The 15,690-nt window shown below is 58.8% G+C and carries 18 protein-coding genes; 4 read left to right on the top strand and 14 right to left on the bottom strand.

Going from position 1 to position 15,690, the window contains the following annotated elements:
- Positions 1–12: 12 nt before the first annotated feature.
- The 3 genes from ACK8OE_RS18805 to ACK8OE_RS18795 all read right to left on the bottom strand — a co-directional run bounded on the left by ACK8OE_RS18805 (position 13) and on the right by ACK8OE_RS18795 (position 1,905).
- Positions 13–954: a FecR family protein gene (locus ACK8OE_RS18805; protein WP_410273868.1), complete on the bottom strand. Its 942-nt coding sequence runs from the start codon at positions 952–954 to the stop codon at positions 13–15.
- A 70-nt stretch (positions 955–1,024) separates the two neighbouring features.
- Positions 1,025–1,594, bottom strand: coding sequence for an RNA polymerase sigma factor (locus tag ACK8OE_RS18800; protein ID WP_410273867.1), 570 nt, complete (start codon positions 1,592–1,594; stop codon positions 1,025–1,027).
- Positions 1,591–1,905 carry a helix-turn-helix domain-containing protein gene (locus ACK8OE_RS18795; protein WP_410273866.1) on the bottom strand — a complete coding sequence of 105 codons (315 nt, stop codon included), beginning with the start codon at positions 1,903–1,905 and terminating at the stop codon, positions 1,591–1,593. The genes ACK8OE_RS18800 and ACK8OE_RS18795 overlap by 4 nt, the downstream gene beginning before the upstream one ends.
- 118 nt (positions 1,906–2,023) lie before the next feature.
- Here ACK8OE_RS18795 and ACK8OE_RS18790 point away from each other — a divergent pair, with 118 nt between their 5' ends.
- From ACK8OE_RS18790 to ACK8OE_RS18775, 4 genes are all read left to right on the top strand, one after another.
- Entirely contained in the window at positions 2,024–2,299 is a 276-nt protein-coding gene (locus tag ACK8OE_RS18790) for a helix-turn-helix domain-containing protein (protein ID WP_410273865.1), read from the top strand.
- 83 nt (positions 2,300–2,382) lie between these two features.
- Positions 2,383–2,697 carry a helix-turn-helix domain-containing protein gene (locus ACK8OE_RS18785; RefSeq protein ID WP_410273864.1) on the top strand — a complete coding sequence of 105 codons (315 nt, stop codon included), beginning with the start codon at positions 2,383–2,385 and terminating at the stop codon, positions 2,695–2,697.
- A 14-nt stretch (positions 2,698–2,711) separates the two neighbouring features.
- A complete protein-coding gene (locus tag ACK8OE_RS18780; protein WP_410273863.1) occupies positions 2,712–2,999 on the top strand; it encodes a helix-turn-helix domain-containing protein in 288 nt (95 codons plus the stop codon).
- A 307-nt stretch (positions 3,000–3,306) separates the two neighbouring features.
- A complete protein-coding gene (locus ACK8OE_RS18775; protein ID WP_410273862.1) occupies positions 3,307–3,576 on the top strand; it encodes a hypothetical protein in 270 nt (89 codons plus the stop codon).
- 17 nt (positions 3,577–3,593) lie between these two features.
- Here the strand turns inward: ACK8OE_RS18775 and ACK8OE_RS18770 are convergent, their stop codons facing one another.
- The 11 genes from ACK8OE_RS18770 to ACK8OE_RS18720 are packed head-to-tail and all read right to left on the bottom strand — an operon-like array spanning position 3,594 to position 15,689.
- Positions 3,594–4,871, bottom strand: a complete 1,278-nt coding sequence (locus ACK8OE_RS18770; protein WP_410273861.1) for an LPD7 domain-containing protein — start codon at positions 4,869–4,871, stop codon at positions 3,594–3,596.
- Entirely contained in the window at positions 4,868–5,041 is a 174-nt protein-coding gene (locus ACK8OE_RS18765; protein ID WP_410273860.1) for a hypothetical protein, read from the bottom strand. Before ACK8OE_RS18765 ends, ACK8OE_RS18770 begins: the two co-directional genes overlap by 4 nt.
- Positions 5,038–7,086: a type IV secretory system conjugative DNA transfer family protein gene (locus ACK8OE_RS18760; RefSeq protein ID WP_410273859.1), complete on the bottom strand. Its 2,049-nt coding sequence runs from the start codon at positions 7,084–7,086 to the stop codon at positions 5,038–5,040. The genes ACK8OE_RS18765 and ACK8OE_RS18760 overlap by 4 nt, the downstream gene beginning before the upstream one ends.
- On the bottom strand, positions 7,083–8,126 hold the full coding sequence (gene virB11, locus ACK8OE_RS18755; RefSeq protein WP_410273858.1) for a P-type DNA transfer ATPase VirB11: 1,044 nt from the start codon (positions 8,124–8,126) through the stop codon (positions 7,083–7,085). The genes ACK8OE_RS18760 and virB11 overlap by 4 nt, the downstream gene beginning before the upstream one ends.
- Positions 8,127–8,154: 28 nt before the next feature.
- A complete protein-coding gene (gene virB10, locus ACK8OE_RS18750) occupies positions 8,155–9,465 on the bottom strand; it encodes a type IV secretion system protein VirB10 (protein ID WP_410273857.1) in 1,311 nt (436 codons plus the stop codon).
- On the bottom strand, positions 9,449–10,339 hold the full coding sequence (locus ACK8OE_RS18745; protein ID WP_410273856.1) for a TrbG/VirB9 family P-type conjugative transfer protein: 891 nt from the start codon (positions 10,337–10,339) through the stop codon (positions 9,449–9,451). The genes virB10 and ACK8OE_RS18745 overlap by 17 nt, the downstream gene beginning before the upstream one ends.
- Positions 10,340–10,347: 8 nt before the next feature.
- Positions 10,348–11,061, bottom strand: coding sequence for a virB8 family protein (locus ACK8OE_RS18740; protein WP_410273855.1), 714 nt, complete (start codon positions 11,059–11,061; stop codon positions 10,348–10,350).
- Between the two features lie 42 nt (positions 11,062–11,103).
- Entirely contained in the window at positions 11,104–11,865 is a 762-nt protein-coding gene (gene virB5, locus ACK8OE_RS18735) for a P-type DNA transfer protein VirB5 (protein ID WP_410273854.1), read from the bottom strand.
- Positions 11,866–11,876: 11 nt separating this feature from the next.
- Positions 11,877–12,938: a type IV secretion system protein gene (locus ACK8OE_RS18730; protein ID WP_410273853.1), complete on the bottom strand. Its 1,062-nt coding sequence runs from the start codon at positions 12,936–12,938 to the stop codon at positions 11,877–11,879.
- Complete coding sequence (locus ACK8OE_RS18725; protein WP_410273852.1) at positions 12,938–13,243, bottom strand: hypothetical protein; 306 nt, start codon at positions 13,241–13,243, stop codon at positions 12,938–12,940. Before ACK8OE_RS18725 ends, ACK8OE_RS18730 begins: the two co-directional genes overlap by 1 nt.
- Positions 13,236–15,689 carry a VirB4 family type IV secretion/conjugal transfer ATPase gene (locus ACK8OE_RS18720; protein ID WP_410273851.1) on the bottom strand — a complete coding sequence of 818 codons (2,454 nt, stop codon included), beginning with the start codon at positions 15,687–15,689 and terminating at the stop codon, positions 13,236–13,238. The genes ACK8OE_RS18725 and ACK8OE_RS18720 overlap by 8 nt, the downstream gene beginning before the upstream one ends.
- Between the last annotated feature and the right edge of the window lies 1 nt (position 15,690).

The raw sequence follows: 15,690 nt of genomic DNA, 5'->3' as shown, positions 1-15,690 counted from the left end.
GCTTTGAAAGGCCTAGCCGCCTAGAAGGACGTTGCCTTCTGCGTCGTTCCGAACCCGTACCTCAAACGAGGTCTTCAGGGCCGTGATAAACTCGCTTGGGTCTTTCGTATCGAAGCGTCCGCCCAGTTTAAGGCCTTCAAGTGCGGGGTCGGTCACGATCAGTTTGGCCTTCAGATAGCGATTATACTCCCTAACAGCTTCAGATAAGGCCATGCCATCGAGGACAAGCTCATCGTTCTTCCATGCTGAAATTGCGTCGGCTGTCGCTGGCGGCATAGTGCCGGACTTAATATTGGCGCGACCGATCATAGCGATCTCACCGGATTGAACCTGCCGGGCACCTCCCGACGCTGCTGAATTTATTACGCCTGCTCCAGAAAGCACCGCTACCTGGAGACCAGCTTCAGTCCGCCTCACATTATATTGGCCAGCGCTGAGTTCCAGTCGTGTGGGACCAGCATGAACAACAAGTGGACGACTGTCCCTTGCGACAAGAAGCGCAACCTCTCCCCGTTCGAGCCAAACGTCGCGGGCACGCCTTCCGAATTTCCAAAAGACTTCTGAATCCGTATTTATGTCGACCCGACCGCCATCCGGCAGCGATAGTGAGCTGCGTTCACCAACCGCCGTGCGCGCGACCGCGCGTTGAGCCATCATCGCGTAGCCCCCCGCGCCTGAAGCGACGACTATTAGGCTAGCTGCAGCGCCAGTGATCCACGCCCGGCGGCGCGGTTTGACCACGGCAAGATCTGAATCAGGTTGAACCGCCGGCGTAGACAGGTTTTTCTCGACCCAGTCAGCGGTCTGCGACACCCGGATATACGCCAGTGCGTTGGCGGGATCGGTACGCCAGCGCTCAAAGGCTTCTTCGCCCCCTCGCCCGCTTTCGAGGCGTGCGAGCCACATCGCCGCCTCCTCCAGGCGCGCCTCTTCAATCTCTTGGGCAGTTGGCACCTTAGACCGTCTCGCAACGTTGAGAGAAAATGACCGATAGGGCCATCATAGAGTTGGTGCAGTCCAGAGTCTAATCCAGTTCAGCAAGGCGGGGTTCGTTGTCGCGTTCGTCTGTATCGACACTTAGCAAAGAGCCTAAATCTCGCGTGAGCTGGGCAAGACTGCGGGAGATGTGGTTGCGCACGCCAGACGCAGTTAGCCCCAGAACCTTCCCCGCCTCCTCGGGTGAGTAGCCCTGAACCCGGCAGAGAACAAAGGCCTTCCGCCGCTGTGGGGGCAGTCCGTCGATTGCCGCCATGACCAGTTTCATACGCTGGCGGTCCGAGACTATGCGAAAGGCATCAGGCGTGGCGTCCGCAAAATACAGAGTGTCGAAGGGAGGTAGAGGCTGAAACGGAACGATCTTCTGGCGGTTCAAAATATCGAGCGAGCGCGTGTAAACCATCCGCATCGCGTATTTGCGAGGATTCGAAATAGCCCTCCAGCGTTCCCCGGTCAGGAGCTCGGCGATTACATCCTGAACCACGTCCCGCGCTGCATCCTGGGTACCAAGGAGTTTCCGCGCGATAGCCAGCAGCGTCCCCTCGTGGGGAAGGATATAATGCCCGATCCAAATGTCGATTTCGCGCAGATGCTTCACGGTAGCGCCTCGAAATCCTCTGGAAGCTCAAAAAGGGAGGCAATAGTGACGCCTAACGTGCTCGCAGCACGGTAGATCTGGATTGCAGACGCTTCTTTATGTCCCTCTTCAATGGCACCCAGATCATCTAGGTCACACCTTATCTGGTCGGCCAGTTGACGCCGCGTTATCTCGCGTTCCTTTCGAACACGACCGATGTTTGACCCAACTATGCCGGCAACGCAGTCGCTGGCCGCAGTAGCAAGTGCAGCGTGGCGACGGGGAAGCACCTCACCAAAGAGCCGATGATTGACACCGCGTAACCAAGTCATTTGATTAGGTCCTAGAAAAATCTCATGCCTATCCACTGCACGCGTCAATTTTTATGGACCAAAATGAATATGTCATCAATCACTTTATAGGTTTAAACCTATAGATGTTCGCCTAGTTATGGTGAAATTGGATGGGATGAATGTCTATCATCTCCTCGGATGGCGAGTTAAACAGGTTCGCATTAAGCTTGGCCTAACCCAAGAAGAGCTAGCAGCTCGACATGGCAAGGTAACCCAAGGATATGTAAGCGAATTTGAAAACGGCAAAATCAACGCCACGCTAGAAATTATAAATGGCTTTAGCCTAGCTTTAGACACTCCACTGTCAGAACTTTTTATTGTTACCGGCGTTCCGGACGCAATACTCAACTCCAAAATTCGCACCAAATTCTAACATTTATTAAAATAAATAAAGAATAGCCGACATATAGGTTTAAACCTATAGAATGCAGGCATTTCATCCGCATCATTGTGGAGATGAATTATCTTCTGGTTATTGGTTGGAACGTAAGAAAAGGCCGGATCGCACTCAAGCTCTCGCAAGAGAAATTTGCGGCGGCGTCTGGTATGTCCGACCAACCATCGGTGAGCGAACTCGAATGCGGAGAGGCGAACCCTACCTTCAGCACGTTAGCTGGGGTCGCAGAGGCACTAAACATCACCGTACCTGACTTGTTCTCAGTTGAGGATCTTCCCGACGAGGTTCGGAATGCCAGTGAAAAGAAAACATGGTCAGGTGATGAGATAAGATCCCTTACTATAAAATACCTTAAGGCACCGAGCGCAAAGTAGACGAGATTTAAGCAGTGAATGTTCGAGCTCTTATTGGTTGGAACGTGACGCGTCTGCGACTTCGGCAAAAGTTGTCTCAAGATGCTCTTGCGAAATCGACCGCGGTACTTGATCAAGCCTATATCAGTGGATTGGAGAATGGAAAAAGAAATCCAACTGCTATTGTTCTAGCACAGTTGGCAAGTGCACTGGACGTTCAGGTAGGAGAACTTTTCTCGACGATGGGCGCACCAAGCACAATTCTCGACGGGCCGATAGATGCTCGAAGTGCTACTTTAAAACGGAAAAGTCGCGTGATTTAGTCAGGTTGCATAGAGTGCACATCTTCCCGGCCCCCGTACCCAGCTGATTATTGTGACGACCAACGCGATAAGAAGCTGGTAGATCGGAAGGCGTTCGCTTTCCCGATGCATTTCGTGAACACACCCCGCTGGCCAGTGGTTTCGATACCTTGGCTGACACAGAGATATCACATGAGCGCCGGGATTGACTTCCCTCCACCTTAAGCGTTCAATCTCCTTGACGCCCGACTCTGCGTCCCGAATGAATTCTCTTTTCTCCGCCTACCCCCGTTTTGATCGCCAGCCCAGCTGCGCGAAGGAGAAAAGTATGTCCTCAATTTTATCTATTGCTGCTCGAACTGGCGACGCCCTGCGCGCGACCCTGTGGTTCATCGAGGGCGTCTATTCTGATTGGATCGAGCCGCCCTTCAGGTTGTTGTATCGTTTGGGCGCGTTGATGGTGATGTTGGTAGCCATTCTCATCCGCGTCGTCCTGTTTATCCCAATGATGTTCGCCGTAGCCGTTGTCCTGCTCTTGGGATCGGCGGCGAGCGTGATTATTGTCTTCTCGTTCGGGAAAGCGTTTGGCTTTTGGTGATCCTGTTTGACCGGCCCCTATCGCGTCCGTTCGACGCTGCGATGGGACTGCCGCACCCGGTCATTCGCCTTCTTGTTCGAGCGAGCCTGTCGGTCATAGACCTGTATGATCGGCTCGACGTTGGCTGCCCGCGTCAGGCGCGCCTTCACTTCGTTTTGGAGGTCATCAAGGCGGCGGGCATCCCAGCTATTGCGATCGACCAACTCTTTGCGGCTGGTGTCGCGACCTTCGGCGTCCTTTGACCGCACAGTAACTTCGACCCTTTTTCGGCCCTGATAGGCAAGAGCGATTTCGTCACCGACCTGTATCCACCCCTCGCCCAAAGCTCGTGGCAGGTCGACGCCCCAGATTTTCTGGTCCCCGCTACGCGTCGTCAAGGTGACATACGGACTATGTGTATTGTCCGGGTTATCCTGATAGGGCGCGTCGCCGATCTCCTTGACCTGACCGACATAGGTCCGACTGGTGCGGAACCGCTGCCGCGCGATGTCCGCTGCCATTTCCACGGCGATCTCACTGTCGCCCCGATCTTTCAGGATGGCCTTTAATGCCTCGACCGCCGTCTCCTGTTGGCGCGACAGCGGCTGCTCGGCGTCCCCTACGCCCCGCTCAACGGGGCCACGGGACTTGCTCCCTTCATGTCGCCTCAGATCATTTAGCTTGGCGCGATCCACATCGTTGGGACGTAAGCCCTCGATCTCAATGCCCCGAACGCTGGCCTGCAGCCAAGCCTCGCGCTTGAATTTTTCAGATCCTCGAACTCGGATCGACGTCCAGCCTCGTGTCTGGGCGACGTCGATCATGGCCCGCACCACATGAACATCGTCATGCGCCGTGACAAGGCTCTTTTGCTTATCCTGAAACGCAACGACACCGGCCTTATCCCGGTAGTGAAACGCCTTGCCGACCTGCAAAAAGCGGTTGCGGACCGCCTCCGGCACCGGATCAGCCGTACTCAGGCGCTGCGGCGTTTCCAGCGGCTGACGAGTCGCTCCGGCGAGTTCGCTGCGCTCGTCGTCCGCCATGCGCTCGTCAGGACGTCGAGTATAGCCCTCGACCAGAAACTCAGGGAGGGTCGTTTCTTTGGGAGCGTGTTTGGTCCAAAGGTCGCGCGCCTTCGTCTGATCCGACTGGGCCAGACTCTCCAGTGTGTCCATCGCGCGCCGGTAGGATTCGTAGCCTCGCTGGCGCGCTGAGGCGTCATCCGACCAGTCATAGTACCAATCCGCAGCGGCCAACGCCTTATCTGCGGCTTGGGCCTTATCCGGTGCACGGGCCGACTCGACCTCGTTCATGGCTTGGCCTTCGTCGCCGGCGGATCGACTGGCTTAAGATAGACCGACATCGCTTGCGGGGTGTTCACAGGGATGCGGTGTTTTCCATCCAAAGTGACCGGCTTTGGGGGCGCGGCACAGGCACTCAGCGCGAGGCTTGCAGCAAGCAGACATATCCATCGGTTGGTCATGAGGTCTCCTTCACGTTGGGAATTTCGAGATCGAGCTGGCAACCGCGGCGGCGGGGACGGCGGGTGGTCTCCTGCGCTGCGGTCGCCAGCTTGTTGGGCTCGGTGGCTTCTACAGGGCGACCTTGCGTCTGACCGAAGAATGCGCTGACGATCGATTCCATTACTTGCGGCGACGGTGACTGTTGGTTGTCCACCGGCGGTATCTGGCTGACATCGATCGCGAGTCGTTTGACATCGACGGCCTCGCCCGGCTGGAGCGGCCGCGTGCGCTGCTCGTTTTTGGCGACGAACAGGTCGACATCGAGCTTCGGCAGCGGCGCACGCAAATCGCCGCGTGAGGCGGCCTCAATCTGTGCTTGCGACGGCAGCGCGCCTTTGAGGGCGGCGAGTCCCGGGCTGACAGATTTCAGCCGACCTACCAAGTCCGCTTCAGCGTAGTAGAGAGCTTTCTTGGCCTGCACGGGCTTGGCGCCTTCGATGACGATGATTTCCTCGTCACGCGGCAATTCGCGCAGTTCCTGCGGCAGCATTAAAGCGCGCCTCTGGTCGGATACGGATTCCGATTTCGATCCGTGGCCGGGCCCACCCCCACGATTATGGCTGACGCTACGGCTCTTGACCTTCTCCGTCGTGTAACCAAGCATCTCGCTATACGCATTGGCATCGCGCGTTTCACGCGGCGCGAAGAGGATTTGCAGGGCGTGGTTGGTCATCAGGGTGCGGGCGTCGCGTTCGCCATAGACCGACTCCAGTTGCGCCACACTCTGTACGACCGTCAGAAGTCTGAGCCCATAGCCTGAGATGAACGCATTGGCCTTGGCGAGAATGTTGATCCGGCCCAAGGCCGCGAACTCGTCGAGGATCACCAAACAATCGTGCCGTATGGTGGGGTCATCCTTCGGCTGGGTTCGGACGTTCAGGTTGATCAGTTGCGAGAATAGCAAATTGATCAGGAGCGCCGCGTCCGCCAACTTGTCGGGCTGTATGCCGATATAGATCGACTGCTTTTCCTGCCGGACCCGCGCCAGTTCGAAATCGCACTGGCTGGTCGCGGCATCGACCAGCGGGTTGGCGAACATGGTCAGCGGCGCATTGAAGGTGGCCAGAATAGACGTCAGGGTGTTTTCGCTCGTTGCGCAGAACCGCGACAGGGCCTCCTGGCATTCCGCACTTAGGGGCGATTCCGACCGATTGCGGTCGTCGATCAGATCTTCGAGGTAGATCCGCACGGGTTTGCCCTGCCCCGACGACTGCCGCAGCACTTCGCCAAGCGTCACCGGAAGATCGGGCGTCTCCAGTAGGAACAGAACGATGCCAAGGAACAGGTTGCGCGCCTGATCGTTCCAGAACGCGTCCTTGTCGCCGCCCGACGGATAAAGGGTCTGTCCGACCGTCAGTATGTCGCCTACGCGGTAATTCGGATCGCGGCGGATGGCGTCGAGCGGGTTCCAACGATGGGTATGGTAGGTCTCTGCGAAGGGGTTAAACAGAAACACCTTCTGGCCATGTGCCGCGCGGTAGGCGGAGGTCAGATTGAAGTTTTCGAGCTTGATGTCCAAGACGACGACCGAGCCCGCGTAGTTCAGCAGGTTCGGAATGACGACGGCTACGCCTTTCCCGGAACGCGTCGGGGCGGCCACCAGCACGAATTGCTGTCCGCCGAAGACCAGAAAGCGACCGGCATACTTCCCGACAATGATCCCCGTTTCAGCGAACAGGCCGGCCTTGCGGATTTCGGTCGTATTGGCGAACCGGGCTGCGCCGTGCAGTGGGCGGCCAGGACCGCTGAGAATTTGCGCAAAGATTAGGCCGGGCACAACATAAACGGCGGCGATGGCGACGACCAGTGACACCTGAAGCGGCTTTCGCTGGACGGGGTCATTGCCATAGGCCTGCCAGTAATCGAGCCAGGTCGTGATCTCCAAGCTTTCGGGCCAGGCCTTATGGTAGCCGTAGAAGGCCCCGCCCGCGATCCATAGAGTCGCAGGGATGCCCAAAACGGCGTAAAGCACTACAGCCACCGCAATGACGCCGCGCGGCTTCACGACGGGACCCCAGCTGCCGGTGAGCGGCCGCCCTTGTCCGGGTCGAACCACACCTCGCGGACATACCTTGCCGGTCGGTCGCTATCGCCGCTGCCACGCGCAGTCATGTGAACGATGACATCGAGCGTCAGATTGACGAGACGTTTCAGATCGGACGTCGCGTACACCGCCGCATCCGCATGTTCGCGGCACATGAAGACATAGCGCTCTGCCGCCAAAGCGCAGGACTCGGCGTGAAACGAGGTGATCGAGCCGGCGTGTCCGGTCGTCAGCAGCTTCAGGTAGTCGAAGGCTTCCGATCCGCGCAGCTCAGCCAACAACACCCGATCAGGCTTCATGCGCATGTTCGAGGCGATCAGGTCCGACGGAGTAATCTCGGCCACGCCATGACCGCCCTTCGCATAGAGCAAATGGACCCGGTTCGGGTGGTTCGGCAACTCAAGTTCGCGAACATCCTCGATGGTGATCAATCGTTCCGTTGCCGGAATCGACTGGCACAGGGTCTTCATGAGCGTGGTCTTGCCCGATCCAGTCTCTCCTACGATCGCGATATTCTTCCGCGCCTTCACGGCCCTCTCAAGAAAGCCAGCCAAATTGCCGGAGGCAAGGTTTGCACACAAAGCCCGGTCACTGGTCGACTGTGAAGCTTCATGTGGGGTGGGGCCGTTGATCCATGTAAAATGAGCAAACGCGCCTTCTCGGTCGTAATCGTCGAGCCGGCGGATCTGGCTGGCTGGAATGCGTATCGAGAGGGATACCGTGCCCGGCTCACAGGCAGGCGGCACGACGATCTGTATACGCTGACCATCCGGTAAAATCGCTGATAGGATCGGCTGGCGCGGCCCGATATCTTGGTCAGTGTAGTTGGCTATTGAGGTGGCCAAGGACGACAGCCGCTCATAGCTTAGTTCGGGAATGGCCTCACACTCCCAAGTGCCCCCGACCTCGGCGAAGACCTCACCTGGCCTGTTGATGGCCAGTTCGGTCAGGCCGGGCCTATTCAGATAGGGTGTGAACGGCCGCAGCAGTTCGCGCACCATCGCATCCGGGCCAAGCCGCGCGGGAGGGTCATCGTGATTGTACCGCATAGACGTCCCCGAAATCGAGATCGCGCGCCACGTAGATCAGCCCCCTGTCCCCTTGGTTCTTGTAAAGGGTTGGCTTGATGTTGATCGAGTTTTCCAGCACGCGGTCAGCCATCTGGCGCCCGGCCGACTGCGTGTTTTGTAGGACGATCGTGTCGCCATTGTCGTTCCGGCTCGCCGCGTAAACGATCGCATCCTGGATGGTCGAGAGCAGGAACGCCGATCCGACCCGTTGCCACCAATGGTTATCGACATGGCCGGGAAGGCCCGCGCCGCCAAGTCCATCCGCCCCCGGTGAGTTCAGTTCGATGATAATGCCATTGGGCGTCTTGATGCGGGTCCAGATTACGAACAGGCGGCGTTGCCCCCGCTCCATGGTCGCCCGATATTCCCCGACCGCTTCGGAGCCCCGTTCAAGCAGAACGACGCGCCCGTTGTCAGAGTATACATTCTGCGTCAGTACACACGAGGCCTGACCGGCCAGGTCGCTGACCAACCTCACCGACAACCCGCACTCGATGGTTTTGCCCTTCGGCAGAATGAGATTGCGATCGCCGAGTTTCGTCGCCCGCACCTTTGCTGTCCGGGTCGTTTGCAGCGCGGATGCCAGCATCCTATCGTTGGCGCTGGCGGCCAAAGGCGCCACCGACGCGTTCCCCTCCCCTTCCGTCGCGAATAGCACGGGAAAGTCGTCTCCGGATTCGGCGCGCGGGGCCAGTCGAGACCGCCCCGAGGAAAGGAACACATCGCCGGCATAGGGATCGACCCGTTTTGTTATCGATGCCGTGCGCGGAGCGCTCGCCGCATAGGTCGATTGTGAGGAGGATGAAGGCGGAGGAGGCGGTGGCGGTGCCTCCACATAGGTGGTGTCATCGGTGACCGGCACCGTTCCATCGCGGCAGACCAGCACGGGACCATTGGGCGTTACAACGGGTGCGCCGTTCGAACCTCTGACCGCGATAGGCGCCAAGCCATCGGCGCACAGGTCTGAAGGGTTTGACATCGAGGCTTGCGCCTGTGCGCCTGGCAAGGGCGGCGGAGTCTCGAAGGTGCGTCGCGCTGGCCCACTTGCCGACTTCGATGCGCTGCTGGCGGCCACCTCGTCGGGTTTGGCATTGCCCTTCGCCATGTTGAGAACGACGGCCATGCCTACCACGATTGCTGCGGCGACGGCCGTCAGGAAAATGACCTTGCCCAGCGGGTTGCCGCCCGGCGCCGTGCGCGCATTGACAGAGACGATGTCATCGGGTTGTGGCTGCGACGGGGGAATGCCGAGATCATTGTCGGGTGTCATCGTTACCCTCCTTTACGTCGCGGTGCAGGCCCTTGACTGTCGTCCCGTCGCTTGGTGGAATCCCATCTGGATCGAAGGCGTCGTTCCATATCCCGACGCTCGCCGCCCCCAGCCTCAGTACGAAGCGCTCGGCCGTTCGCTGCACGACGACGAGATCACCCTCCATATGGAAGTTCAGCCGTTCTTCCTCGCCTGCGGGCGTGATCCGGTAGAGCGTCGGTACATCACGGTTCGCCGCGAATCTGAAATAGGTGAAACGGCCATCGTCGAAGGTGAGAGACGGCGCGATGCTCTCGGACTTCGGCGCGATCTCCATCGAATAGGCCCAGTTTCGAGGCTCAGGCTTTGACGGCAGCTTCTGAGATGGCCTCTGTTGCGAAGCTTTGGCCAGGCTTTCGGATGCCGGTGAGATCTTGACGGGATATCGGTAGATCACCCGGTACATCGGATCAGGGCTGGTCCAGCGAATGACCTTGCCCTTCCGGTTGCGGATCGGTTTCGCCGTCACGACTTCGAACTCCAGACTGTAATCGCGCCGGTCCGTTTTTAGTTCGAGATTGTTTTTGATGGCCCCGGCCTTGGGCTTGATCCAGATCGTGTTGCTGCCTTCATCCGCCCGCACACACCACTGGCTCGTCTCAACGGTACAGTCGGCGGTCAGACCCGTAGCCGCTGTGAGGATACGTTCACCCTCTTCCAGAATGACCCGCGACACGTACCCGCGCCGGACCTCTACCCGCGTCACCGCCTCGGGATGGTAATCGACGAATAGAACCCGCGCATCCCGACCCGACGGCGTTGGGGCTTCGGCCATAGCATGTGGCGATGAAATCAAGCAGGCGACTGACCATAGGCTGATGATAAGACGTTTCATGGCCACCCCTAATATTCGCCGACAGGGTCAGCGCGCACAGATTGCGCTTCCGGATCGACCCGGTAGCTCGTGACGCGGAACCCCAGCGGATTGTTGATCAGATCCTTTTCGCGGCCGCTCATCGACGGCACATACTCGTAGGCGAGCGTCGCCACATAGGTCTGTGGCGGCTCGACCAAACCGCTATCGAGGTGGCGCGTGGTCTTCGAGAAACGAACGACAGCCTTCGAGCCGATATTATCCGGCGCAAGGGCAATCGAGTGGACGTCGACCGTCTGCTCGGTATTGGTCCCAAACCGTTTGTCGCGCGCGTTATCGCCTTCGAACAATTGCGCATAGCCACGCGCCGTCCGGTCGTCACTCAGGCCCAACGTCGTGTCATAGTCCGTCTGAAGGAGCTTATATACATAGGATTCGCGGGCGAGGACGTAGCGCTGCGCCCAGTGCTTGTCGACGATCTCCTGATAGCCGCGCGTGGTCCGGTCATCGGCGGCCTGGACAAAGGCGACATTGCCAGTCGCCCGGTCCACCTCGAATACATAGGGCACTGTCCGCCGCAGAGGGGCCAGCGTGGCAAGTGCAACGACGGCCACCGCCGCGACCCCTGTCGCCAGCATAGCGACCCGCCATGCGCGCCGCTCCGAGCGCTGCAATTGCCCCTGACGATCGGCCTCCCAGTCCTGAGCCTTCTGGTAATAGTCCTTTTCATCGGACGGTTTCACGGTTCGCGCCTCAGCGGGCATGGTTCCCCTCCCCTACTGCTCTCAGCTCACCGGCATCGTGAAGACGAAGCTGTCGGTCGCCGACGGCGCATCCTTGGCGTAGCGTTTCATCGTTCGCTCGCGCTGCCTCTGCTGCTGGACCTGCTGCTGGCTTTGAGACAGGGCGTTAACCGCTGCGATGCGGTTTGCATCATTCTGGACATGGGCCTGTTCGACGGCGATGCGGGCCTGCAATTCGGCGATTGCCTTCGGGTCCTGCGTCAGATTGATCTGGCTACGCAGCGCTTCGATCTGGGTGCTGCGGTTTTGAAGCCGATCCAGCGTCTGCTGCTGGTAGGCGATATCCTGATAGCCGATGGCCAGGCCCGCTTCGCACTGACGCTTTCGGTCACCTATCTGATCGCCGCAGTCATAGACTGTGGCATCAGCGCGAAGGGTGCGCGCGACATCCGTCAGGCCTTCGGCCCCGCGCACATCGAGCATGTTGTAGGCGGAGACCACCTCGTCCGGCGCAACCTGCCGAACGAGCGGGTTGTTTAGTATTTCCCCGATGCCTCGCGCGCCGGTGAGCGCATCAAGTTGTCCCTTTGCCTTGAGATAGGTCTGCTGAAGTTGGGTAATCTGCTGGTTCATTTGGTCGAACTGCTGTTTCCACGCCTGAACCTGCTTTACGGCCTGAGCGAGGTTAGAGACGTCAACAACGGGCATGGCGGCGTTAGCTGTGACGGCGGTCACCAGAAAAGCTGCGGCGGTGGCCGACAAACGGGCGGACTTGGAACGGCGCAGATAGTCGAGGACGGACATGACAATCTCCTTCAGGTGGATGCGGATCGGCGCAGGTTTTCAACAATTGGCTTTTGGTAGAGGGGCGAAGTGCCAGGGCCATCATTCGATGCACCGGATGAGGCCGCTACGCCCTGACCGCCACCGGGTGCAATGCTTCCACCCTTTTTTCGGTTGCTGTACGCCTTCGCCGCCTTACCCATAAGCGACGCTCCCAACCCGACTACCGCACCGCCGACAGCCATGAGTCCCTGCCCTGCCGCGCCTGCGGCTTGTGTGGCACCGGCGATGCTGGCACCGCCGCCAAGCGCCGATGCGATGGCATTGAGGTTGAGCATGACCACAACCAACGCTGCCGACACGATGAGGAGAGCCGTGCAGTCTTTGATTATCTGGCTGTCGTCGTTGTAGGTGGCCAACGCCCTATCCGCGAATTGCTGCGCAAAAAAGGTCAGCATGACGAACGCTGCAACCACCAGAATGTTGAGCAGTATGTAGTTCAGAACCTGCCCGATCCAACTTTCCGTGAATCTCTGGGTTGCCGGGAATGCTGCGCACAAGATGAAGGCGGGTCCGATAGCCATGACGAGCGTCAGTGCCACTTTCGCCAAAACCACCATTCCGATGCCAACGGCGAAGAGCACCGCCTGGCTGATCGCGACAATCGCCAATGCCAGATACAGCGTTAAATCCGGAATTGCAGAATTAGAAGCCTCTTGGCCAATGGCCCGGCTAAGTTCGTTGTAGGGCTCCATGAACTCATCAATCGTGCCGCCCACCGATCCGGACTGGCTGAACGCACCGATCATCCCGTCCTGAATGCCGTAGAAGGCATTCAATATCATGGACTGAAACTGGCCGACGCTCAGAGCCACTGTGACGACGAAGCCGAGTTTGACCAGTTTCCACAAAGGCGTCATCAGCGTATGCCTTACCTCGCCCCGGGCAACGCTATACCCCATCATGATGACGTAGATGGTTATTCCCACAAGAGCGACGGGCGCCAACATGGCGCAGACGGCTGCGCTTTTTTCACTCACGTAGTTCGCCAGCATCATATCCATGGCGAGTTCGATGTCGGTTGCGATACCCATCAGCCAGTCGCCTTTTTGGACGAATATTCAGGGGGTGGCGCGCAGTCCCTGCGCAAATTTCGGTAGAAGCGATTATCGGCAGACGTTCCTGCAACACGCCACGCCTTCCGCCACTCCTCTGCGGACGGCGGGTTTTTCGCGTTCCACTGCTCGCGGGTTATGCCGCCTTGCTTGAGCCATTTGTCACTGGGGACAAAAACGAAGCTGTCGGCAGCCGAAGGATCGGTTTTCTTCCATTGGGCCTGTGCCGGCGGGCAGATGCTTAGGCAAAGGGTGGCCATAGCTGCGAAGAGGATCTTACCCATTTCGTTGCTCCTTACCGCGCGCGCGGCGCGCGCGGATACGTTCTTGGAAAATCGGAAGCCATGCGTCCGGATCGTCGCCGATCTCTTCGCGTATCTCGTCGAGCAGCTCGACGTTTTCCGTCGTACCGGAGACAATGTTGAGGACGTCTGGGAGTCCGCCCAGATCGAAGCGCGCCAGCGCCGAAGCATGGCCCTGTTTGACAAGGAACAGCCGGCTGGTCTCGCCGAGGTTCCGGATCAAATTGAATTCGGCTTCAGTGACCTTGAAGCCGTTGACATAGTCGTCGTGGTCCGCCTTGGGATTGGGCAGGAAAATCTGAGTGACACTCTGCTCGACCATGGTCTTGCCGATGCGATGCAGCAGGACGTCAGAGGGGCTCTGGGTCACGAATACCCCGAGCCCGCCCTGCTTGCGGATGGTCTTCTGCTTGTTGAGCGCGAAGTCCGCGAAATGGTCGTCCTGCAAGGGTTTCCAGAACTCCTCCATCACGTAGATGAAAGGCCGGCCATCAATCAGCTCCTCAGTACGGTGGAGCAGATAAGCCATGATCGGCGTACGCACCTGAACGTCGTCGAGGAACTCGGTGTAGTCGAACCCGGTAACCCGCGCGCCGCGCAAATCCTGCAGGTCGCGAGGATTGTCGAAGACCCAGCCCAAGGGCTGACCACGTGTCCATTTGCGTAGGCGGTCATGCAGGCTATTGTCGCCGGTCTTTGGCAGGTTCTGCGCGACGGCGGTCATGCCCCGAACCGCGGCGGTAACCTGATCGGACATCACAGTGCGTACCGCCTTTGAGATGTCGCTTTCTTCGCGGGCGGTGAGACCACGCCCCTCCCCTGCCGGTAAGACCAAGAGGCGTATGATCTGTTCGCAGAACTGAATGTTGCTCTCCGTCGGCTCAAGCTGCAACGGATTGAAACCGGTGGGCTTACCTCGCTCCAGCCGGAAATACTGACCGCCCATGGCACGCACCGCTATCTCGGCGCCCCGATCCTTGTCGAACAGGACACAGCGCAGGCCCGGATATTTAAGTGCGAAGGCGATAAGCGTCATCTCCAGCGCCGTCTTGCCAACACCCGTCGCCCCGCACACGAACGTGTTGCCGGGGTATTTCTCGTCTGTGACATCCCGACGATCAGGCGAGGAATGGAAGTTGAAGTAGAACGGCTGGCCCGATGGGGTTCGGAATAGGGCCAGCGCCTCCCCCCAGGGGTTCCCATCGCGTTTGCCGCGCGCAAAATTATGGTATGGGCTGAGCGCCGCAAAATTCTGGCTGGTCAAGAGAGCTTCGCGTGGCCGCATCGACCAGTTGCCCGGCAGTTGCGCAAACCAGGCGCATTCTGGAATGGCGTCGATGACAGCCATCTTGAAGCCGGCACCGTCCTGCAGGAGCGCCCTCGCCTCCCCCATCGACTTCGATACGGCTTGCGGTGTCTCACCGAAGATAGCCAGACTGAAGTGGTATTCCCCCAGCTCGATCAGTCCGGATTGCAGGTCATCCATGGCCTGATCCATTTCGGCGATCTCGCGCTCAGCGACATCCTCTGACGCGATCAACTGTCCCTTCTGCCGATCGAGCGCCGCCAAGCCATCTCGCCTGTTCAACAAGGAAAACGACTGCGTCTCAACATATTCGTACTGGCCATAGAGGATGGCATTGCACATCCCTGGCTCGGAATAGCGGGGGTACTCCTGAATATCGAGCAGCCCTGCGAACTTGCGGCCCTTGGGATGCCAGATTTCAACCAAGCCATTTCGCTCGCCGAAATGCAGTCGCGACGTCGGCAGATAGCTGGCTAAGTTGGCATATCGCAGCGGGACATCTTCCCACACGCCATTGAGCAGGAAGCCATAGAGCGTTAAAAGTTCGGAGTGCACAACGTCGCCCCGCGAGACCGTTTTCAGACGTTGCGGATAGAAGCGATCGAGTGCCGCTTCGACCTGTTGTGCCGTATCGTCGAGATAGCCCAGCGCCTCTTCTTCCTGTGCTCGACGGGCTTCCCGCGACAGCTTGCCGCCCTTCGAGAACCAGCGTCCTAGGCCTGCGGGTTTGGGCCGATAGACCAGCGTCAGGTAGAGCTCGGTGGCCATCTGCGAATGGGTGTCGAAAGACCGGTTGTAGCGATCGCTCAGGTCCTGGCAGAACGCGTTCTCGAAGCGCGCATCCAGACGCTCATGAATCTTACGGCGTAATTTGTGGGTCCACAGCGCAAACTGGCCGCCGGAAATGCCGCGTAGAAAGCCGACGAGGCTTTCCTTGCGCATGTGGATTTCGAGGGGATCGGCGGTCTCAAACGCTACGCCTTCTAGCCTCCAGGCGGCGATATAGTCGCCATTGGCCTTCAGCTTGATCACGTCCGGCCGTACATGGCTGCCAAAAGGAACGTGGTCCGCCGTCGAGACCTGTGCGTTCGCAGCTTGGCGTATGGCTTGTGCGGTGCGCATC

The organism is Asticcacaulis sp. W401b (assembly GCF_046503825.1).
Taxonomy (GTDB): Bacteria; Pseudomonadota; Alphaproteobacteria; order Caulobacterales; family Caulobacteraceae; genus Asticcacaulis.
This window is presented reverse-complemented; position numbering and strand designations above follow the sequence as displayed.